Raw genomic sequence first — 20,258 nt, 5'->3', positions numbered from 1 at the left:
CGAGTCAGTAGGGTTTGGGGCAATAACAGTGGGGCGTCGTACGGCAGGAACGATCGCGGCGGTCGCCGCACTGGGTATGACCGCGGTCCTCGGGGGCTGCGGGAGCACCGGATCGTCCGACGTGACCCTGAGACTGGTCGCGGCCGACTACGGCGACTCGGCGGCCAACAGCTCGAAGAAGTACTGGGACGAGCTGGTCAAGGAGTACGAGGCCAAGCACTCCGGCGTCAAGATCGACGTCACCGTCTACTCCTGGAACGACGTCGACCGCAAGGTGAAGGACATGGTCGCCGCCGGCAAGGCGCCCGACATGGCGCAGATCGGCGCGTACGCCGACTACGCCGCCGAGGGCAAGCTGTACGACGTCTCCGACCTGCTGTCCATCCCCGTCCAAGCGGACTTCGTCTCCCAGCTCGCCGAGGCCGGCCAGTGGAACCACACCCAGTACGGCATGCCCTTCGCGGCCTCCACCCGGGTGCTCTTCTACAACAAGACCCTCTTCGCCAAGGCATCCCTCACCCCGCCCACCACCTGGAGCGAACTCGCCGGCGACGCCGAGAAACTGAAGGCCATGGGCGTGAAGTACCCCTACGCGCTGCCCCTCGGCCCGGAGGAGGCGCAGGCGGAGACCATGCAGTGGCTGCTCAGCGGAGGCGGCGGCTACACCGACCAGATCGGCGGTTACGAACTCGCCTCCAGGCAGAACGTCGACACCCTCACCTGGCTCAAGGACAACCTCGTCGGCAAGGGGCTCACGGGCCCCGTCGCCCCGGGCAGGCTCAACCGGGCCCAGGCGTTCGCCGCCTTCACCGACGGGCAGGTGGGCATGCTCAACGGGCACCCGACGCTGATCCAGCAGGCGAAGAAGAAGGGCGTGAAGTTCGGCACGGTGCCGATGCCCGGGCGGACGGCCCAGTCCAGGGCGTCCATGGGCGTCGCGGACTGGATGATGGCGTTCAGGCAGAACGGCCACGCCGAACAGGTCGGCGACTTCCTCGACTTCGTCTACAGCCAGAAGAACGTCCTCGACTTCTCCCGCCGCTACGGGCTGCTGCCGGTCACCACCTCCGCGTCCGACGTCATGAGCGACTCCGCCCGGGACAAGCCCCTGCGGCCCTTCCTGCAGGAACTCCCCACCTCCGAGCTGTACCCCGTCGGCAAGACGTCCTGGGCGTCGGTCAGCGCGGGCCTGAAGAAGACCATCGGCCAGGCGGTCACCCCCGACGGCAGCCCTCTCGGCGTCCTCAGCCGCCTCGAGGCGACGGCCGACGCCGCGGACAGCAGCGCCTCGAACTGAGCGCGCTGTCAGTGCCCCGCGTTACCGTTTCGGACATGGAACGGGACGAGCTCGGCCGACGCGAACAGGGCATCCTCGCGCTGGAGCGCCGGGGCTTCACCGGCCCGGGCGCCAAGGAGCGCGCGATACGCGAGGAACTCGGCCTGGCCCCGGTCCGCTACTACCAGCTCCTCAACGCCCTCCTCGACGACGAGCGGGCCCTGGCCCACGACCCGGTCACGGTCAACCGCCTGCGCCGGGTCCGGGAGTCCCGGCGGGCCGAGCGGTAGCCGCTGCGCGGGGCTCGGCCGGGGTTCGGTGCCCCGGAGGCTTGCCCTGCCCTGGGGCTCCGCCCCGGACCCCGGCGTTTCCCACCCACCCACCCGTGACGGTCGGCTGGAAAGTCCCCCACCCCGGGGCTCCGCCCCAGACCCCGGCGGGGACTCCGTCCCCCGCGCCCCTCGCGGGAGCGGGGAAGCTCCCAGGAGTGCATCCGCGGTTGCGTGGATAGGGTCGATCCATGGGCACCCACACGACGGACTCCACGGACCCGCTGCCGACCCCCGTCACCCAGGCCGGGCGGGACGGGCTGAACGCGCTGCTCGCCAGGCCCCGCTCCGCGGTGGTCGGGCTCGACTTCGACGGGACGCTGGCGCCGATCGTCGCGGACCCCGACCAGGCCCGCGCCCACGCGCAGGCGGTCCCGGCGCTCGCCGCCCTCGCCCCCAAGGTGGCCGCCGTCGCCGTGGTCACCGGCCGCCCGGCCGGGGTCGCGGTGCGCTACGGCGGCTTCGCGGGCGTACCCGGACTGGAGCACCTCGTCGTCCTCGGCCACTACGGCGCCGAACGCTGGGACGCCGTCACCGGCACCGTCAACGCCCCCGCCCCGCACCCCGGCGTCACCGCCGTCCGCGCCGAGCTGCCCGGCTTCCTCGACCGCATCGGCGCCTGGCGCGGCACCTGGATCGAGGAGAAGGGCCGGGCCGTCGCCGTGCACACCCGCCGCGCGGACGACCCGCAGGCCGCCTTCGAGGCCCTGCGCGAACCCCTCACCGACCTCGCCGCCCGCAACGGCCTGATCGTCGAGCCCGGCCGCATGGTCCTCGAACTCCGCCCGCCCGGCATGGACAAGGGCGTCGCCCTGCTGGAGTACGTCCGCGAGGCCGGCGCCGAGGCCGTCCTCTACGCGGGCGACGACCTGGGTGACCTCCCCGCCTTCGCCGCCGTCGACAAACTCCGCTCCGACGGCGTCCCCGGTCTCCTCGTCTGCAGCGGCAGCACAGAGGTGACGGAACTCGCGGAACGCGCGGACCTGGTGGTGAACGGCCCCGAGGGCGTCGTGTCCCTGCTACGCGGGCTCGCCGCGGCGCTGGCCTGAGCGGACGTCGGGGCGACCGGTTGCGCCGGCCACCCGCCGACCGTCGACGTCCCGCTGCCGTTCGCCGCCCCGCTTCGGCGGACACTGACACGGCGGGCCGGCCGCCCGGCGGCGGACTTCAGCCGCCGGTTGACGGGCCCCCGCCACCGGTTCATGGGCCGCAGCCGCCGGTTCACGTGCCCCTGCCGCCGGTTCACGTGCCCCTGCTGCCCGGTCCACGGGCTTCTGCTGCCCGGTCCACGGGCTTCTGCTGCCCGGTCCACGGGCTTCTGCCGCCCGGCCGCGGGCTTCAGCGGCTGGTTGACGGGCCTGAGCCGCCTGGCGACCGGGCTTCATCTGCTGGTGACGGCTCATCCGCGGCTTGATGGGCCTCAGCCGCCTGGCGGCGGGCTTCAGCCGCCGGTTGACGGGTCTCTGCCGCCCGGCCGCGGGCTTCAGCGGCTGGATGACGATCCTGAAGCCGCCCGGCGACTGGGCTTCAGCCGCTGGTGATGGGTCATCCGCCGGTTCACGGGTCTCTGCCGCCTGGCGACGGGTACCTGCCGCCCGGCCAGGGGCTTCTGCCGCCCCGCGGGCCTCAGCGCCTGACTGACGGGTCTCCGCCGTCCGGCGACGGGCTTCAGCCGCCGGTTCATGGGTCTGAGCCGCCTGGCGACGGGCTTCAGCCGCTGGTGCACGGGTCTCAGCCGCCCGGCGACGGGCGTCCGCGGGGTCCTGGCGCCGACGGGTCGTCGCCGGTGGTGGGGTGGGGTCAGTCCTCCAGGGCGTGCAGCTGGTCCAGGAACCACTGGGCCGGAGGCAAGGCCGTGGCCGCCGCCGTGAGGCGCTTGGTGCGCTCGGCGCGTTCGCCGGCGGGCAGGGTGAGTGCCTGGTGGAGGGCGTGCGCCGTGCCGGTGATGTCGTACGGGTTCACCGTCACCGCGTCCTCGCCCAGCTCCTCGTACGCGCCGGCCTCCCGGGACAGCACCAGGGCGCAGCCCTCGTCGGAGACGACGGGGACCTCCTTGGCGACCAGGTTCATGCCGTCCCGGATGGGGTTGACCAGGGCGACGTCGGCCAGCCGGTACGCGGCCAGGGAGCGGGCGAAGTCGTCCTTGACGTGGAGGACGACCGGGGTCCAGCCCGGGGTGCCGTACGCGGAGTTGATCTCCTGCGCGACCCGTTGCACCTCGGCGGTGTAGTCGCGGTACACCGCGAGGTCCTGCCGGGAGGGGTAGGCGAACGCCACGTGCACCACCCGCTCGCGCCACTCCGGGTGGTCGTCGAGGAGCTGACGGTAGGCCAGCAGCCCGCGCACGATGTTCTTCGACAGCTCCGTGCGGTCGACCCGGACGATCGTCCTGCGGGCCTTGCCGTCCGGCGCCGTACCGATCTCCGTCCGCAGCGCCGTCATCCGCTCGTCCACGTCCGGCCGGTGCGCCCGCTGCCGCAGGAAGTCCGCGTCCGCGCCCAGACCGTGCACCCCGATCCGGGTGCCGGACACGGCGTCGGCCCCGAGGACGGCTTCGCAGCAGGCGGTGAACGCGTCCGCCCAGCGCTGGGTGAGGAAGCCCGCCCGGTCGGCGCCCAGGATCCCGCCGAGGAGCTCGGCCGCGATGTCGTCGGGGAGCAGCCGGAAGTAGTCCGGCGGCGCCCACGGGGTGTGCGAGAAGTGGCCGATGCGCAGGTCGGGGCGGAGTTCCCGGAGCATCCGGGGAGCCAGCGCCAGGTGGTAGTCCTGGACGACCACCGCCGCGCCCTGCGCCGCCTCCTCGGCCAGGGCTTCGGCGAACGCCCGGTTGTAGGCCTCGTAGGACGCCCACTGGCGCCGGAACTCCGCGTCCAGGACGGGCTCCAGCGGGGTCTGGTACAGCATGTGGTGGACGAACCACAGCACCGAGTTGGCGATGCCGTTGTACGCGTCGGAGAACACCGTCGCGTCGATGTCGATCATCCGGACCTGCTGACCGCCGGTCGCGTCCTCGGACAGCCGCCGGCCGCCGCGGCGCACCGCCTCCCGGTCGGCGTCGCTCAGCGCGGCGCACACCCAGAGCGCGTTCGCGTCCGGCCCGATGGCCGACAGCCCGGACACCAGTCCGCCGCCACCCCGCTTGGCGTGCAGCGAACCGTCCTCGCGGAGTTCGTACGAAACCGGGCCGCGATTGGACGCGACCAGCACCTCAGCACCGTGCGTGGAAGCCATGAGTCTCAACCTAGCCCGGCCCGGAAACGCTCAAACGTACGTTCCCTCCCCGGTGGTGTGACACGGCCGGGCTCAGGCCACCCGGCGCGCGGCGTACTCCGCGATCTCCGCCATCGGCGGCCGTTCCTCCGTGTCCACGGAGTAGGTGCGCGGCTCGAAGCCCTCCTCGCCCCGCTCGAACTGGGTGAGCGAGGGCCGGACGAGGTGGCCGCGGGCCAGGCGGAGCTGGGCGGTGCGGTAGATGGCGGCGGCCATCCGGCCGAGCGCCTGCCCGTCCTGGTGGCGGTGCTTGCGCACCCCGACGTCCACCTGGGCCAGGGCGTCCAGGCCCACCAGGTGCAGGGCGTCGACCAGCATGCCCAGCTCCACCCCGTACCCGACGGGGAAGGGCAGCTGCTCCAGGAGCGAGCGGCGGGCCGCGTACTCACCGCCGAGCGGCTGCACGAACCCCGCGAGCTGCGGCCAGTGCATGTTGAGCAGCGGGCGGGCCATCAGCTCGGTGACCCGGCCGCCCTGGCCGGAGGCCCCGGCGAGCGGACGGTCGTACATGCCCTTGACCAGGTCCACGTCCGGGTCGGTCAGCAGCGGGCCGACGATCCCCGAGACGAAGTCGGAGGAGAATTCCTTCAGGTCGGCGTCGATGAAGCAGACGATGTCCCCCTCGGTGACGAGGAGGGAGCGCCACAGCACCTCGCCCTTGCCGGGCACGGCCGGTATCCGGGGCAGGACGTCGTCGCGGTGGACGACCCGGGCCCCCGCCGCGGCGGCCACCTCGGAGGTGCGGTCGGTGGACCCCGAGTCGACGACCACGATCTCGTCGACGAGCGGGACCTGCTGCATCAGGTCGTGGCGGATGATCGCGACGATGTCGCCGACCGTCTCCTCCTCGTTCAGCGCGGGCAGCACGACACTGACCGACTGGCCCGTGCGCTGCTTCGCGGCCAGGATCTGGTGGAGCGGGCGATCGGTCACGGACCAGGAGCGGGTGCTCAGCCAGCGCTCGACTTCTTCCAGCACGGTGGGCGGCTCCTCACTGTTTGTCTCGCGGTTCGGACGACTATCTCAACTGTCCCGGCCTTCGGTTACAGTCTTGAACAACGCGGATGACCATCGCATGTCCGAGGCCACCGCTGTTCACAACCGCACACACAACCGCATACCGCTCATCCAGAGGGGCAGAGGGACACGGCCCGATGAAGCCCCGGCAACCCTCCAGTCGGTTCTCGTAGATCAGTCGGATCAGTTGGATCAGTCCTGATCGCTCCGCGAGGCTCCCGGCTAGGGAAGGTGCCAAATCCGTCTCACGGCGAGATGCGTCGTGAGGAAGATGAGGAGAAAGGGCCTCGCCTCCATGGCTGTGCAGACTGCTGCAAGCACCACCGACTCCACCGTAGACCTCGGGCCCGCCGCCGCTCTGAGCTGCCGCGAGTGCGGCCACCGGGTGCCGCTCGGACCGGTCTTCGCCTGTGAGGAGTGTTTCGGCCCGCTGGAGATCGCCTACGACTTCTCGGCCTACGAAACCGAGGAGCTCAGGAAGCGGATCGAGGCGGGACCCGCGAACATCTGGCGCTACGCACCCCTGCTGCCCGTCCCGGCGGACGTGGCGACGAAGCCCAACATCAACCCCGGCTGGACCCAGCTCGTCCAGGCCGACAACCTCGCCCGTGAGCTCGGCATCGAGGCGTCGCGCCTGTATGTGAAGGACGACTCCGGCAACCCGACGCACTCCTTCAAGGACCGTGTGGTCGCGCAGGCACTGGAGGCGGCGCGCGCCTTCGGGTTCACCACCCTCTCCTGCTCCTCCACCGGCAACCTGGCCGGCGCGGTGGGCGCCGCGGCGGCCCGGGCCGGCTTCCGTTCCTGCGTGTTCATCCCGCACGACCTGGAGCAGGGCAAGGTCGTCATGGCCGCGGTCTACGGCGGCGAGCTCGTCGGCATCGAGGGCAACTACGACGACGTGAACCGCTTCTGCTCCGAGCTGATCGGCGACCCGGCCGGCGAGGGCTGGGGCTTCGTCAACGTCAACCTGCGGCCGTACTACGCGGAGGGGTCCAAGACGCTGGCGTACGAGATCTGCGAGCAGCTCGGCTGGCGGCTCCCGGACCAGATCGTCGTCCCGATCGCCTCCGGCTCCCAGCTCACCAAGATCGACAAGGGGCTGCAGGAGCTGATCAAGCTCGGTCTCGTCGAGGACCGGCCGTACAAGATCTTCGGCGCCCAGGCCAAGGGCTGCTCGCCGGTGTCGACCGCCTTCAAGGCGGGCCACGACGTGGTGCGCCCGCAGAAGCCCGACACCATCGCCAAGTCCCTCGCCATCGGCAACCCGGCGGACGGGCCGTACGTCCTCGACATCGCGCGCCGCACCGGCGGGGCGGTGGAGGACGTGACCGACGAGCAGGTGGTCGACGCGATCAAGCTGCTCGCCCGCACGGAGGGCATCTTCGCGGAGACGGCGGGCGGTGTGACGGTGGGCGTCACGCGCAAGCTGCTGGAGAACGGCGTCCTCGACCCGACCAAGACGACCGTCGTCCTCAACACGGGCGACGGCCTGAAGACCCTGGACGCGGTGGCGGGCACCGGCCTGACCGCCACGATCCGACCGAACCTCGACTCGTTCCGAGAGGCTGGCCTGGCATGAGCGTGACCGTCCGCATCCCCACCATCCTGCGCACCTACACGGGCGGCCAGGCAGAGGTCCAGGCCGAGGGCGCGACCCTCGGCGAGGTCATCGCCGACCTGGAGAAGAACCACACCGGGATCGCCGCCCGCGTCCTGGACGACCAGGGCAAGCTGCGCCGGTTCGTCAACGTGTACGTCAACGACGACGACGTGCGCTTCGAGCAGGGGCTGGAGACCACGACTCCGGACGGCGCGGGCGTCTCCATCATTCCGGCCGTCGCCGGCGGCTGACCGAATGACTGATCATTACCGTCGGTAACAGTGGTTACCGAGAGTTCATCGAATTGCCCCCGCCGTGAGAGAAACGGAGGGGGCAATTCTGTGTGGTTGAGCGCGGTAGAGTTGGGGAACGCGCTCCCGGAACGCGGGCCGGGGGCCCTGGAATCGTGCCGCACATCCGACAAGAAGTAGCCAAAGTGTGCGAACGTTTTGCGCCTTATGTGCCCTTTGTGGGGCCCGACTTGCCCCGGATTCAGCCGAATTTTTGGCAGATTCCCGACCGGCGTCGTCCAGATTTCTCGTCCGATTGACCTGTTGCAGACGGCAGTTGGACAGATACATTCAGCCGCGGTCGACGCGTTCCGGCGCACGCCCCCAATCCATGGGGGGTGAGGTCTGACCCGGATCCGCGAAGTGTGGATCTGTGCAAGGGCCAGTAATAGGGGAGTTAGGCATGGCTCAGGGCACCGTCAAGTGGTTCAACGCGGAGAAGGGGTACGGCTTCATCGCGGTCGACGGTGGTGCGGATGTTTTCGTCCACTACAGCGCGATCCAGATGGACGGTTACCGCACCCTGGAAGAGGGTCAGCGGGTCGATTTCGAGATCTCGCAGGGCCAGAAGGGGCCGCAGGCGGACATGGTTCGGCTCGCGACCAGCTGAAGCACGCGCCGACCCGCACGACGTTCTTCTGTACATCTTCGAAGGGCCCGCACCCCCCGGGGTGCGGGCCCTTCGGCCTGCCCGGACACCCGCGGAGCCCGCTGTTCACCTGCCTATCCGCTCGAGCCGCTTGCACTCGGCATGGGCGAGTGCTAATCATTGGCGTTAGCACTCTGAAGGTGAGAGTGACAACGAAGGACCGGGTCGGTGAGGCCCGCAGGCCAAGTGGGGCAAGGAACCACGCGGCCCGCGAGCCGTCCGTCGCGGGCGCGGGCGCGGTCCGAAGGAATCACCCCCAGTCCTGGAGGGACCACTTCACATGGCCAAGATCATCGCGTTCGACGAGGAGGCGCGGCGCGGCCTCGAGCGCGGCATGAACCAGCTCGCGGACGCCGTGAAGGTGACGCTCGGCCCCAAGGGCCGCAACGTCGTCCTCGAGAAGAAGTGGGGCGCGCCCACGATCACCAACGACGGTGTCTCCATCGCCAAGGAGATCGAGCTCGAGGACCCGTACGAGAAGATCGGCGCCGAGCTGGTCAAGGAAGTCGCCAAGAAGACGGACGACGTCGCCGGTGACGGTACGACCACGGCGACCGTCCTGGCCCAGGCGCTGGTCCGCGAGGGTCTGCGCAACGTGGCCGCCGGTGCCAACCCGATGGCCCTGAAGCGCGGTATCGAGAAGGCCGTCGAGGCCGTCTCCGCCGCCCTGCTGGAGCAGGCGAAGGACGTCGAGACCAAGGAGCAGATCGCCTCCACGGCCTCCATCTCCGCCGCCGACACCCAGATCGGCGAGCTCATCGCCGAGGCCATGGACAAGGTCGGCAAGGAAGGCGTCATCACCGTCGAGGAGTCCCAGACCTTCGGTCTGGAGCTGGAGCTCACCGAGGGTATGCGCTTCGACAAGGGCTACATCTCGGCGTACTTCGCCACCGACATGGAGCGTATGGAGGCCGTCCTCGACGACCCGTACATCCTGATCGCCAACTCCAAGATCTCCGCGGTCAAGGACCTGCTCCCGCTGCTGGAGAAGGTCATGCAGTCGGGCAAGCCGCTGCTGATCATCGCCGAGGACGTCGAGGGCGAGGCCCTGTCGACCCTGGTCGTCAACAAGATCCGCGGCACCTTCAAGTCCGTCGCCGTCAAGGCCCCGGGCTTCGGCGACCGCCGCAAGGCCATGCTCGGCGACATCGCCATCCTCACGGGCGGCGAGGTCATCTCCGAGGAGGTCGGCCTCAAGCTGGAGAACGCCACCCTCGACCTGCTGGGCAAGGCCCGCAAGGTGGTCATCACCAAGGACGAGACCACCATCGTCGACGGTGCCGGCTCCTCCGACCAGGTCAACGGCCGGGTGAACCAGATCCGCGCCGAGATCGAGAACAGCGACTCCGACTACGACCGCGAGAAGCTCCAGGAGCGCCTGGCCAAGCTCGCGGGCGGCGTGGCCGTCATCAAGGCCGGTGCCGCCACCGAGGTCGAGCTCAAGGAGCGCAAGCACCGCATCGAGGACGCCGTCCGCAACGCCAAGGCGGCCGTCGAGGAGGGCATCGTCGCCGGTGGTGGCGTGGCCCTGCTGCAGGCCTCCCAGGTCTTCGAGAAGCTGGAGCTCGAGGGTGACGAGGCGACCGGCGCCAACGCCGTGAAGCTCGCCCTGGAGGCCCCGCTCAAGCAGATCGCCGTCAACGGTGGTCTCGAGGGCGGCGTCGTGGTCGAGAAGGTGCGCAACCTGACGGTCGGCCACGGCCTGAACGCCGCGACCGGCGAGTACGTCGACATGATCGCCGAGGGCATCATCGACCCGGCGAAGGTGACCCGTTCCGCGCTGCAGAACGCCGCCTCCATCGCCGCGCTGTTCCTCACCACCGAGGCCGTCATCGCCGACAAGCCGGAGAAGGCCGCCGCGCCCGCCGGCGGCGGCATGCCGGGCGGTGACATGGACTTCTGATCGACCGGTTCCGGTTGATCCGCGTCCTTACCGAGGGCGGCACCCCCTGTCTTGTTGACAGGGGGTGCCGCCCTCGGGCTTTTCGCTGTGCGACGAAGGCCGAGGGCCACAGTGGTCCGGATCACACGGTGGCGGGCCCAGGGGCAGGAATGCGTGACACGGCTCGGGGAGTTCCCTTAAGCAGCTGCAACAATGCGCGTGCACATACCTGCCGGTTAACCCCGTACATGCATGAGGAGCCCCACGTGACCGTCACGCCCCCCGCCTCCCGCGCGGCCCAGATCCTCTCCCGGCCGACGACGATCAACGGACTGACCGTTCCGAACCGCATCGCGATGGCGCCGATGACCCGTGAGTTCTCCCCGGGCGGGATCCCCGGCGAGGACGTGGTCTCGTACTACGCCCGCCGCGCGGCCGCCGGTGTCGGGCTGATCGTGACCGAGGGTACGTACGTCGGGCACGAGTCCGCCGGGTACAGCGACCGCGTCCCGCGGTTCCACGGCGAGGAGCAGCTCGCGGGCTGGTCGAAGGTCGTCGAGGCGGTGCACGCGGCCGGCGGCACCATCGTGCCGCAGCTCTGGCACATCGGCATGGTGCGCGAGCAGGGCCAGCCGCCGTTCCCCGAGGCCCCGGCCGTCGGCCCCTCCGGGCTGCGCACCGCCGGCGCCGAGGTCACCGGCAAGGCCATGACCCAGGCCGACATCGACGCGGTGATCGGCGCGTTCGCCCAGGCCGCCGCGGACGCCGAGCGGCTCGGCTTCGACGGCGTGGAGATCCACGGCGCCCACGGCTACCTCATCGACCAGTTCCTGTGGGCCGGCACCAACCGCCGCACCGACGCCTACGGCGGCGACCCGGTCGCCCGCACCAAGTTCGCCGCCGAGATCGTCGCCGCGGTCCGCGAGAAGGTCTCCGCCGAGTTCCCCGTCATCTTCCGCTACTCGCAGTGGAAGCAGCAGGACTTCACCGCCCGCCTCGCCGAGACCCCCGAGGAGCTGGAGGCCATCCTCACCCCGCTCGCCGCGGCCGGTGTCGACGCCTTCCACGCCTCCACCCGCCGCTACTGGCTCCCGGAGTTCGAGGGCTCGGACCTCAACCTGGCGGGCTGGACGAAGAAGCTCACCGGCAAGCCCGCCATCAGCGTCGGCTCGGTCGGCCTCGACGGCGAGTTCCTCAAGGCCTTCCAGGGCGAGGGCTCCCCGGTGAAGAGCATCGACGACCTCCTCGACCGCCTGGAGTCCGACGAGTTCGACCTGGTCGCCGTCGGCCGTGCCGTGCTGCAGGACCCGGAGTGGGCCGCGAAGGTCCTGGCGGGCCGCTTCGACGAGCTGAAGCCGTACGACGCCGCTTCGCTGAAGACCCTCAGCTGACGACCGTCCGCCGTCCGGCTGCCCCCTACAGGTTGCCCAGGGGCTCGATGTCCGCCTGCACCGGCGTGCCCCACACCCGCAGCACCTCGTAGTCGGTGAACTCGTGCACCAGCCGGTACGCCATGGCGGGCCGCGAGCCGCGTCGCTGGGCGGCGAGGTAGAGCTCGGCCTCGCGGCGGTCCCGCCTCGGCGTCCCGCACAACTGCCACTCCCGGCCGTTCCACAGCTCCGGCAGCCAGCGCTGCTGGGGCTGGGGGCGGTCGCCCCGGACCCCGTAACGGGAGGGGGCGGAGGGGACGGGCTCGGCCGGCGGCCGGCCGCCGCCGTACTCGGCACGCCGGGCCGCCCGGCGGCGGGTCTCGCACAGCAGACACAGGTCCGGGGCGCTCTTGTCGACGGGCCCGGTCGGGTGCTCGGCGCACCGGGTGGTCGTGGCCGCCCCCGTGACGCTCTCGTCCAGCAGGTCCAGCGCCCGCCGCAGATCGGCCTTGACCTCGTGCAGCTTCGCATCCGGTGTGTCGGCGGTGAGTGCCTCGCCGTGCTCGCCGAGGACGCGCAGGGCACGGCCCAGGGCGGTGAGTTGGGCGTGGTTCATGATCTTTCCACGTGGTCCTTCCGCGGCGCGCTGTCACTTGCGCCCTCCATGGTGCCCCGGGACGGCCGGGCAGCGCCCACGGGGCCGAGGTCCGAGGCCCCGGGCCTGAGGATCACGTACGTCGCCAGGAAACCCACCCCGTACCCGGTCAGCAGACCCCCCGCGTAGATCGCCGCCGTCAGGGCCGGGCTCCTGTTCCCCGCCAGCAGCGGGAACAGGGCCCAGCCCGACGGTCCGATCGCCGTCGCCCCGACCCGGTCGCCCAGCATCGCGAAGAACCCGACGAAGGCCCCGCCCGCCGCGCCGCCCGTACAGGCGGTCAGGAACGGCCGGCCCAGCGGGAGGGAGACGCCGTAGATGAGGGGCTCGCCCACCCCGAGCAGTCCCGCGGGCAGCGCCGACCTGATCGTCGTACGCAGCGAGGTGTCGTGGCGGAGGCGGACGTACACCGCGAGGGCCGCGCCCACCTGGCCGGCGCCCGCCATGGCGAGGACGGGGAGCAGCACCGTGTAGCCCTGCTGTTCGATCAGCGTGGTGTGGATGGGGATCAGCGCCTGGTGCAGGCCCAGCATCACCAGCGGCAGGAACAGGCCGCCGAGGACCAGCCCGGCGAAGGCGCCGGTCGTCGTCAGCAACCAGTCGGCCGCCGTGCCGATCGCCGACGACACCGCCCCGGCCGCGTACATCAGGCCGTACAGCGTCACCATCCCGGCGACCAGCACGGTCACCGCCGGGGTCAGCAGGACGTCGAGGGCGCCCGGCAGCCGGCCCCGGCACCACCGCTCCACGTACGTCCCCAGCAGCGCCGCCGCCAGCGCGCCGAGCACCCCGCCCTGACCGGGGGCCAGGTGCACACCGAACGCGGTCACCTTCGCCACGCCCGGATACACGACCACGGCCGCCACCGCCCCGCCGAGCACCGGTGTGCCCCCGAACTCCTTCGCCGTCTGGTACCCGACGAACACCGCCATGAGCGCCATGAAGCCGGAGGACACGGCGGCCAGGGCGGGGGTCAGGCCCGGCAGCCAGCCGGCGTTCACCAGCAGCCCGCCCAGACCCGCGAGGACACCGCAGCCGATCAGCGCGGGAATGAGCGGCACGAAGACGTTCGCGATCCGGCGCAGGGCGTTCTTCACCGGAGTGGCGTTGCGCTGCCGCCGCCGCTCCCGCAACTCGGTACCCAGCGACGCCAGTTCCTCCGCGGCGCTGCGGGGCGCCAGCAGTGCCTCCACCCGCGCCGCGACCTCTCCCACCACCCCCGGGCCCAGCACGATCTGGTACGTGTCGTCGTCGACCACGCCGAGGACGCCGGGCAGGGCCCGCAGCGCCTGAGCGTCCACGAGCGACCGGTCGGCCAGCCCGAGCCGCAGCCGGGTCACGCAGTGGGCGACGGAGGTGACGTTCGCGGGGCCGCCGACCAGCGGGAGCAGGGCGGCGGCGGTGTCGTTCGAGGTCTGCACACCCCGAGCGTGCGGTCAGCCGGCCGCCGCCGCCAGCGCGGCGCGCAGATGGCCGCCGGACTCCTCCAGAAGGCGGGCGGCCGTCGGGCCGTCGACGCCGGCCAGGACGACCAGGATCGCGTTCTTCACCTCACCACCGGTCTGGGCGAGCGCCTTCTCGATCTCCTCGTCCCCCGCCCCCGTGGCCAGCGCGACGATACGGCGGGAACGGGCCCGCAGCTTGTCGTTGGAGGCCCGCACGTCGACCATCAGGTTCCCGTACGTCTTGCCCAGCCGGATCATCGTGATCGTCGACAGCATGTTCAGGACCAGCTTCTGCGCGGTGCCCGCCTTCAGCCGGGTGGACCCGGTGAGCAGCTCCGGGCCGACGACGACCTCGATGCCGTGGTCGGCGGCCGCCGCGAGCGCGCTGTCCCTGTTGCAGGACAGACCGATGGTCAGGGCCCCTTGGGCGCGCGCGTGTTCGACCGCGCCGATCGCGTAGGGGGTGCGGCCGGAGGCGGAGACACCCACCACCGTGTCCTCGGGGGTCAGTTTCAGCGCGTCCAGGTCCCGGTGCGCCAGCTCCTCGGAGTCCTCCGCGCCCTCCACGGACGTGACCAGGGCGTCCGGGCCGCCCGCGATCAGGCCGACGACCTGCTCGGGGTCGGTGTTGAAGGTCGGCGGGCACTCGGAGGCGTCCAGCACACCGAGCCGTCCGGCGGTGCCCGCGCCCGCGTACACCAGCCGGCCGCCGCGCCGCATGCGCTCGGCGACGGCGTCGATCGCGGCCGCGATCCGGGGCAGCTGCTCGGCGACGGCGGCGGGTACGGCGCTGTCCTCGCCGTTCATCAGCCGGGCGATCTCCAGCGTGGGCAGCCGGTCGATCCCGGCGAGCTCCGGCCGGAAGGCCTCGGTGGTCAGGGTCGCCAAGTGGGCGTCGAGGGCGCGCGAGTCGGACGGGGAGGTCATCGGGGCAGCTCTTTCCGGGGTCCGTCGGTCCGTTTTCGGTCAGCAGACGCAGCCATACCCAGGTCTACCGCGAACCGCTCCGATGCCGATGCGCCAACGCCTCGTAAGAAGCGGCCAGCGCCGGCGCCGCCGTCTCATAGGTCCGCTGGGCGACTCCGACGAACAGGCAGTCCACCACCAGCAGTTGACTCGTGCGGGAGGACATGGCGGCCGGCCGCAGCTCGCTCTCCCGCGCGGTCGACGTGGTCAGGACGTGGTCGGCGTACTGGGTGACCGCGCTGTCCGGCCGCCCCGTGACCGCCACTGTCGTCGCCCCGCGTTCGAAGGCGACCCGCAGCGGCTCTATCACGTCGCCCGTCGCCCCGGAGTGGGTGATCGCGATCGCCACGTCACCCGTGCGCAGCTGCACGGCGTTCGTCACGGCGAGGTGCGGATCGCTGTGCGCGTGGGCTATCAGCCCGATGCGCAGCAGCTTCTGGGTGAGGTCCTGCGCGACCAGGCCCGAGGCCCCTATCCCGTACACGTCGGTCCGCCGGGCCCCGGCGAGCGCGGCGACGGCGGCGTCCAGTTGCGCGGTGTCGAGGCCCGCGGCGGTGTCGGCGAGGGTCTGCTGCTCGTCGTAGGCGAGCTTGGCGACGACGTCGGCGATGGGGTCGTCCACCGCTATGTCGGTGGTGATGGCGGGCGCGCGCCCGGACTGCTGCTGGGCGGCGAGACCGGCGAGGGCGAGACGCAGGTCCCGGTAGCCGGGGTAGCCGAGCAGCCGGGCCGTGCGCACGACGGTCGCCTCACTGGTGCCGGTGCGCGCGGCGAGGCCGGTGACGGTGAGGGCCGCGCAGCCCGCCGGGTCGCTCGCGACGGCCTCCGCGACACGCTGCATGGAGCGGGTCATCGACGGGGCGAGCGTGCGGACCTTGGCGGCCAGGGCACCGCCGAAAATTTCCTTCACATCCCGCGTCACCTCTGAAAGGTATTTTCGGTTCGGTGTCCCGGTCAAGAGTGCGCACAATGGGTGCATGGACCCCATCAGCCCCCTGGAGCAGGTTCTGCACGCCGCCCGCGCCCTCGTGCTGGCCGATCTCGTCGCGGGAGACGTCGCCGAGGCGGACGTCGTCTCGCTGGTCGAGGAGTCCGTCGTGCAGCGGCGGTGGTGGGTGGAGCAGTGGCCGGAGGGGGCGAGCTACGTCGCCGGGCTGGTCGCGCAGGACGTGCAGGACGCGCTGCTGGAGCGGTACGGGCGCTGGCCGCTGTGCCCGGTGTGCGGCTCCGGCGACCCGCACGCCCTGGACGTCGAGCCGGCGCTCGGTCCCGACCCGCAGTGGGTGTGCCACAAGGCGGGCGTGAGGGTCGCGGCGGTGGGGGCGCTGGGGTCGGCGACGGGCGGGGAGCCCGCCTCGTGAGGCGCCCGTGACGGTCTACATCGACCCGCCGGCCTGGCCCGGGCACGGAACGCTGTGGTCGCACCTGGTGAGCGACGTCTCGTACGACGAACTGCACGCCTTCGCCGCGGAACTGGGCGTGCCGCGGCGGGCCTTCGAACGCGACCACTACGACATCCCGTCGCACCGTTACGCGGATGTCGTACGGTCCGGAGCGGTGGAGGTCAGCAGCCGCGAGGTGGTGCGGCTGCTGCACCAGGCGGGGCTGCGCAGACGAAAGGGCGGTCAGGCCCGGCGGAGGTAGAGCTGGAGCACGCCGTCCATGTCGTGCTCCTCGTGGGCCGTCCGTTCCTCCTCCACGGTCGCCCTGATGTAGCCGGACCGGGTCACCACGCCCTGCGACGGCAGGTTCTCCCGGTCGACGGCGGCCATCAGGACCTGTACGTCGTCCCGGGCGAGGGCCCACTCCGACAGCGTCCGCAGGGCCTCGGTGGCGTAGCCCTGGCCGCGGGCGCCCTCGACGAGGTCGTACCCCACCTCGGCGCGGCCCTCCTCGTCCGGTGCGCCGTGGAAGCCCATGCCGCCGACCGCGAGGCCGTCCTCCCGGCGGACCAGCACGAACAGCCCGAACTCCGGCCGGTGCACGCCCTCCTCGTACGCCTTCACCACCATCCCGGCGGCGTCCCGCGTGCCCTCGAACGGCCCGCCGTCGATCCACTCGAAGCCGCCGTCACCGCCGAGGCGCAGGTCGCGGGCGGCGGCCGGGCGGACACCGACCAGGGTGAGGCGTTCGGTGGGGATGACCAGGTTGTTGCGCCAGCGCCACTCGGTGACCGGGGCGCGGCCGGGCAGTTCGCCGCGGCCGGTGGCCCACAGCAGCGTCGGCCAGGCGGCCGGACCGGGCTGGACGTGCGGGAACAGCCAGGTCAGCACGGCGTCGGCGAGCTCCTCGGACGGCTCGTACGCGAGTCCCAGCGCCTGCGCGATGTCATGCGTGTGCAGCAGCACCTCCGCGATGCCCATCGCGGCGAAGCCCTCACGGTCGGCGCTGCGGAAGGGGTAGGGGTGGAAGCCGCGGGCGTCGCGGGGGGCGGTGCGGACGGCGGCGGCGAGCAGGGCGCCGGTCGTCGTGATGACGTGCAGCAGGCCCGCGTTGTCCGTGCCGTCCTCGAGGGTGATCTCGAAGGGGACGTAGGCGTCCTGGGCGCGGCCCGCGAGCTGGCCGGCGTACGCGATCAGGTCCTCGGCGACGTGGAACGCCGTCTCGTGGCAACTCCACTCCAACCCTTGGGCCTTCACCCCTTTCCAGTCCCGTTCCACGGCCGGCCGCAGCGCCGCCACGCAGCCCGCGACGGCCTCTTCCACCTGATCCCCACCCATGGCACGCATGGGTCGCAGACTAGGCGGGCGGGGGCACTCAGGTCGACAGCATTTCCAGCTCGCCGGCGAGGTTGTAGCGGGCCGTCGCCTCCCACTTCTCCTGCCCGTAGGGGGTCCTGAACAGCCGGGGAAGCCCGATGAGTTGGCGCAGGACCGCGGCCCGCCCGGAGCGGAAGGCGTCGTTCGGCACGAAGTGGTACTCCTCGCGGACGGCGGCGGTGTAGGCGGCGTACGCGGACGGCGGCGCGGCGAGGATCGCCAGGTCGGCGTCGCACAGCACCTGGCCGTCGCGGTCGTCGTCGGCGGGGTCGTGCGTGACGGTCAGCCGGACCAGCCGGGCGACCTCGGCGGTCCTCGCCTCCGGGACCCCGGCCTCGGCCAGCGCCCGCTCGGCGAGCCGCGCCGACCGTTCCTCGTTCTCCGACCGCTCGGGCAGGTAGACGGCGTCGTGGAACCAGGCGGCCAGGCGTACGACGTCCGGGTCGCCGGCGTACTCCTCCAGCGCGTCGACGTGGTCGAGGACCGCGGTGAGGTGCGTGAGGGTGTGGTAGTGCCGCTGCGGCTCCTGCCAGCGGGCCAGCAGGTTCTCGGCGTACGGCACCGGGTCGGGGCCGCCACCGGGGCCGCGGGCTCCCTCCAGGGCACGGACGAAACGGGCACGCAGGGCTTCGAGGTCGGGCATGCCCTTCATTGTCCCGCGCCGGGGGTGCCCGTGGCGCCTGGTCATCGCCCTAAGTGTGGGGGTCTCCCCAACGCCCTCAAGGCGGCACGCTGGGGGCCGTCTCGCGGGGCGGCCCCTTTCCGACGTACTCTGAGATTGGACTAGACCTGTAGTCGCTCAGGGTGCGCCGACGGAAGGGGCCCGATGAGTATCAGCACGCGTGCTGTCCTGGAGGTGATCGCCCTCGACCCCGAGGACGCGGTCGCCGCCCAGGCCGGAGGCGCGGACCGCCTGGAGCTGGTCACCGACATGGCGGCCGACGGGCTCACCCCGTCGCCCCGCACCTTCGCCGGTGTCCGCGCCGCCGTCGACCTCGACCTGCGCGTGATGCTGCGGCTCGCGGACGGCTTCGCGGCGGGCGACGTGGACGGCCTGGTACGGGTCGCGGAGGAACTGCGGGCCGCGGGGGCCGACCAGTTCGTGCTCGGCTTCCTCGGCCCGGACGGCGGGGCGGACCTCGACGCCGTGGAGCGGGTCGCCGCCGAACTGGACGGCTGCCGCTGGACCTTCCACCGGGCGATCGACCGGGCCGCCGACCGCGACGCCCTGCGCAAACAGCTGGCCGACCTGCCCGGCCTGGACACCTACCTCACCGCCGGCTCGGCCGCCGGCGTGGACGACGGCCTGCCCACGCTGCTCGCCGAGGCCCGGCGGCGCGGCGAACCCGGTTACGCGCAGCGCCTGCTGGTCGGCGGCGGACTCCGCCTCGACCATGTGCCGACGCTGCGCGCGGCGGGCGTCGACGGGTTTCACATCGGCGGGGCGGCGAGGCCCGGGGGCTGGGACGAGCCCGTGTCGGCGGCGGCCGTGGCTCAGTGGCGGGCGGCGCTGGACGGCGCGTGAGCCGGGTGCGGCGTGTGCTCCGGTTCCGGGGCGACGCGCTGCTCCCGTGTCGTCACCGCCGCCACCCCGGTGGCGACCAGCGCCACTCCCGCCCCCACCAGCAGGAACCACCGGTCCCCGAACAGAGCGAGGGCCAGGCTGCCCGTACCGCCTGCCGCCGCCATGCCGAGGTAGATCGCGCTGCTGTTGAGGGAGACGAGGACCGGAGCGTTCGCGGGGCCCAGTGAGGCGACGCGGGTGAGGAGGGCGACGGCGAGGGACCAGCCGACCACGGGGGTGAGGGCGGAGGCGGCCAGGGCGGTCGGCATGGTGCGCAGGGTCCAGGGCGCGGCCGCCGCGATCACGGTGTAGGCCGCGCTCGCCGACACGATCACCGCCCGCGGGCCCCACTTGTCGACCAGGCGTCCACCCGCCGAGGAGCCGGCGACCGAGGCGATGCCGCTCACCAGGAGCAGCAGGGTGAGCCGGTCCTGGGAGCCACCCGTCGCCGGCCGGGTGGCGACGCTGAAGTAGATCAATGTCGTCTGGAAGGCGAGGAAGACCAGGAAGGTCGTGAGCGCGGCACCGAGCACGCGCGGCTGGGCGAGCGGCGCCAGTCGGTCGCGCAGGCTCGGTGCGGTGGTCTGCCCCGGCAGTTCGCGCAGCAGCAGGGAGAGACCCGCCAGGGCGGCGACACCCAGCCCGGTCACCAGCCACATCGTCAGCCGCCAGTCCGTGCGGCCGATCCAGGTGCCCAGCGGCACGCCGAGCGCGGTGGCGACGGTGAGGCCGCCCATCACCACGGCGATCGCCCGCCCGCGCCGCTCCGGTGGGACGAGCGAGGTGGCGACGGCGTTGGCGGTGGGCGTGTACAGGGCGGCGCCCACGGCGGCGAGCACCCGGGTGGCGAGCAGGGTGCCGTACGACGGTGCGAGCGCCGTCAGCGCGTTGGCGGCGCTGAAGACGGCGAGCGCGGTGAGCAGGGCCCGGCGGCGGGGCCAGCGGGCGGTGGCCGTGGCCAGTAACGGCGCGAGTACGCCGTACGCGAGGGCGAAGACGGTGACCATCTGGCCCGCGACCGAGATGGAGACGTCCAGATCGCGGGCGACGAGCGGCAGGATGCCGGCCGTCACCATGCCGTCGGTTCCGACGGCGAAGGTACCGAGGGCGAGCAGGAGCAGACGTAGGCGCACGGGTCCCCCAGGTGCGTCCGATGCGAGAGCGCGCATGACGGTTTGACGTT

20 protein-coding genes and 1 riboswitch are annotated in these 20,258 nt (G+C 72.1%); of the genes, 11 read left to right on the top strand and 9 right to left on the bottom strand.

Features of this window, described 5'->3' with window-relative positions; translation table 11 throughout:
- Positions 1 to 76: 76 nt before the first annotated feature.
- From ACFY0F_RS36055 to otsB, 3 genes are all read left to right on the top strand, one after another.
- Entirely contained in the window at positions 77 to 1,297 is a 1,221-nt protein-coding gene (locus ACFY0F_RS36055) for an ABC transporter substrate-binding protein (protein ID WP_388804320.1), read from the top strand.
- A 35-nt stretch (positions 1,298 to 1,332) separates the two neighbouring features.
- Positions 1,333 to 1,566 (top strand): DUF3263 domain-containing protein, encoded by a 234-nt coding sequence (locus tag ACFY0F_RS36050; protein ID WP_388804283.1) that lies wholly within the window; start codon positions 1,333 to 1,335, stop codon positions 1,564 to 1,566.
- A gap of 230 nt (positions 1,567 to 1,796) precedes the next feature.
- Positions 1,797 to 2,654 (top strand): trehalose-phosphatase, encoded by an 858-nt coding sequence (gene otsB / locus ACFY0F_RS36045; protein ID WP_388804280.1) that lies wholly within the window; start codon positions 1,797 to 1,799, stop codon positions 2,652 to 2,654.
- Between the two features lie 751 nt (positions 2,655 to 3,405).
- On the opposite strand, the gene ACFY0F_RS36040 is transcribed toward otsB, so the two are convergent.
- Both ACFY0F_RS36040 and ACFY0F_RS36035 read right to left on the bottom strand, forming a co-directional pair.
- A complete protein-coding gene (locus ACFY0F_RS36040; protein WP_388804277.1) occupies positions 3,406 to 4,836 on the bottom strand; it encodes a trehalose-6-phosphate synthase in 1,431 nt (476 codons plus the stop codon).
- A 72-nt stretch (positions 4,837 to 4,908) separates the two neighbouring features.
- On the bottom strand, positions 4,909 to 5,853 hold the full coding sequence (locus tag ACFY0F_RS36035) for a glucosyl-3-phosphoglycerate synthase (protein WP_388804274.1): 945 nt from the start codon (positions 5,851 to 5,853) through the stop codon (positions 4,909 to 4,911).
- Positions 5,854 to 5,996: 143 nt separating this feature from the next.
- Positions 5,997 to 6,170, top strand: a riboswitch (SAM riboswitch).
- A gap of 17 nt (positions 6,171 to 6,187) precedes the next feature.
- Between ACFY0F_RS36035 and thrC the strand changes: the two genes are divergently transcribed.
- From thrC to ACFY0F_RS36010, 5 genes are all read left to right on the top strand, one after another.
- Positions 6,188 to 7,474: a threonine synthase gene (gene thrC / locus ACFY0F_RS36030; protein WP_388804271.1), complete on the top strand. Its 1,287-nt coding sequence runs from the start codon at positions 6,188 to 6,190 to the stop codon at positions 7,472 to 7,474.
- On the top strand, positions 7,471 to 7,746 hold the full coding sequence (locus ACFY0F_RS36025; protein ID WP_388804268.1) for a ubiquitin-like small modifier protein 1: 276 nt from the start codon (positions 7,471 to 7,473) through the stop codon (positions 7,744 to 7,746). The genes thrC and ACFY0F_RS36025 overlap by 4 nt, the downstream gene beginning before the upstream one ends.
- A 442-nt stretch (positions 7,747 to 8,188) precedes the next feature.
- Positions 8,189 to 8,395, top strand: a complete 207-nt coding sequence (locus ACFY0F_RS36020; protein ID WP_019057200.1) for a cold-shock protein — start codon at positions 8,189 to 8,191, stop codon at positions 8,393 to 8,395.
- Positions 8,396 to 8,714: 319 nt separating this feature from the next.
- Positions 8,715 to 10,337: a chaperonin GroEL gene (groL, locus tag ACFY0F_RS36015; protein WP_388804265.1), complete on the top strand. Its 1,623-nt coding sequence runs from the start codon at positions 8,715 to 8,717 to the stop codon at positions 10,335 to 10,337.
- A gap of 245 nt (positions 10,338 to 10,582) precedes the next feature.
- Complete coding sequence (locus tag ACFY0F_RS36010; RefSeq protein ID WP_388804263.1) at positions 10,583 to 11,707, top strand: NADH:flavin oxidoreductase; 1,125 nt, start codon at positions 10,583 to 10,585, stop codon at positions 11,705 to 11,707.
- 25 nt (positions 11,708 to 11,732) lie between these two features.
- Here the strand turns inward: ACFY0F_RS36010 and ACFY0F_RS36005 are convergent, their stop codons facing one another.
- The 4 genes from ACFY0F_RS36005 to ACFY0F_RS35990 all read right to left on the bottom strand — a co-directional run bounded on the left by ACFY0F_RS36005 (position 11,733) and on the right by ACFY0F_RS35990 (position 15,674).
- Positions 11,733 to 12,302, bottom strand: a complete 570-nt coding sequence (locus ACFY0F_RS36005; protein WP_388804260.1) for a hypothetical protein — start codon at positions 12,300 to 12,302, stop codon at positions 11,733 to 11,735.
- Entirely contained in the window at positions 12,299 to 13,762 is a 1,464-nt protein-coding gene (locus ACFY0F_RS36000; protein WP_388804257.1) for a PTS transporter subunit EIIC, read from the bottom strand. The genes ACFY0F_RS36005 and ACFY0F_RS36000 overlap by 4 nt, the downstream gene beginning before the upstream one ends.
- Positions 13,763 to 13,777: 15 nt before the next feature.
- The gene (murQ, locus tag ACFY0F_RS35995) at positions 13,778 to 14,713 is read right to left on the bottom strand and encodes an N-acetylmuramic acid 6-phosphate etherase (protein ID WP_388804254.1); all 936 of its coding nucleotides are present in this window, start codon (positions 14,711 to 14,713) and stop codon (positions 13,778 to 13,780) included.
- Between the two features lie 64 nt (positions 14,714 to 14,777).
- Positions 14,778 to 15,674: a MurR/RpiR family transcriptional regulator gene (locus ACFY0F_RS35990; RefSeq protein ID WP_388804252.1), complete on the bottom strand. Its 897-nt coding sequence runs from the start codon at positions 15,672 to 15,674 to the stop codon at positions 14,778 to 14,780.
- Between the two features lie 55 nt (positions 15,675 to 15,729).
- On the opposite strand from ACFY0F_RS35990, the gene ACFY0F_RS35985 reads away from it, so the two are divergent.
- Together ACFY0F_RS35985 and ACFY0F_RS35980 are read left to right on the top strand one after the other, a co-directional pair.
- Complete coding sequence (locus ACFY0F_RS35985; RefSeq protein WP_388804249.1) at positions 15,730 to 16,113, top strand: hypothetical protein; 384 nt, start codon at positions 15,730 to 15,732, stop codon at positions 16,111 to 16,113.
- Between the two features lie 7 nt (positions 16,114 to 16,120).
- Positions 16,121 to 16,396, top strand: a complete 276-nt coding sequence (locus ACFY0F_RS35980) for a DUF4031 domain-containing protein (RefSeq protein WP_388804246.1) — start codon at positions 16,121 to 16,123, stop codon at positions 16,394 to 16,396.
- On the opposite strand, the gene ACFY0F_RS35975 is transcribed toward ACFY0F_RS35980, so the two are convergent.
- Together ACFY0F_RS35975 and ACFY0F_RS35970 are read right to left on the bottom strand one after the other, a co-directional pair.
- Positions 16,378 to 17,472, bottom strand: coding sequence for a GNAT family N-acetyltransferase (locus tag ACFY0F_RS35975; RefSeq protein ID WP_388804317.1), 1,095 nt, complete (start codon positions 17,470 to 17,472; stop codon positions 16,378 to 16,380). The two genes, ACFY0F_RS35980 and ACFY0F_RS35975, sit on opposite strands and share 19 nt — an antisense overlap.
- A gap of 37 nt (positions 17,473 to 17,509) precedes the next feature.
- Positions 17,510 to 18,154 carry a hypothetical protein gene (locus ACFY0F_RS35970; protein WP_388804243.1) on the bottom strand — a complete coding sequence of 215 codons (645 nt, stop codon included), beginning with the start codon at positions 18,152 to 18,154 and terminating at the stop codon, positions 17,510 to 17,512.
- 189 nt (positions 18,155 to 18,343) lie between these two features.
- On the opposite strand from ACFY0F_RS35970, the gene ACFY0F_RS35965 reads away from it, so the two are divergent.
- A complete protein-coding gene (locus tag ACFY0F_RS35965) occupies positions 18,344 to 19,036 on the top strand; it encodes a copper homeostasis protein CutC (protein WP_388804315.1) in 693 nt (230 codons plus the stop codon).
- Here the strand turns inward: ACFY0F_RS35965 and ACFY0F_RS35960 are convergent.
- Positions 19,006 to 20,208, bottom strand: coding sequence for an MFS transporter (locus ACFY0F_RS35960; protein ID WP_388804240.1), 1,203 nt, complete (start codon positions 20,206 to 20,208; stop codon positions 19,006 to 19,008). The two genes, ACFY0F_RS35965 and ACFY0F_RS35960, sit on opposite strands and share 31 nt — an antisense overlap.
- Positions 20,209 to 20,258 lie beyond the last annotated feature (50 nt).

The organism is Streptomyces sp. NPDC001544, assembly GCF_042894285.1.
GTDB lineage: Bacteria > Actinomycetota > Actinomycetes > Streptomycetales > Streptomycetaceae > Streptomyces.
Note: the sequence above shows the minus strand (reverse complement) of the source record. Positions and strands in the feature narration are given on the sequence as shown.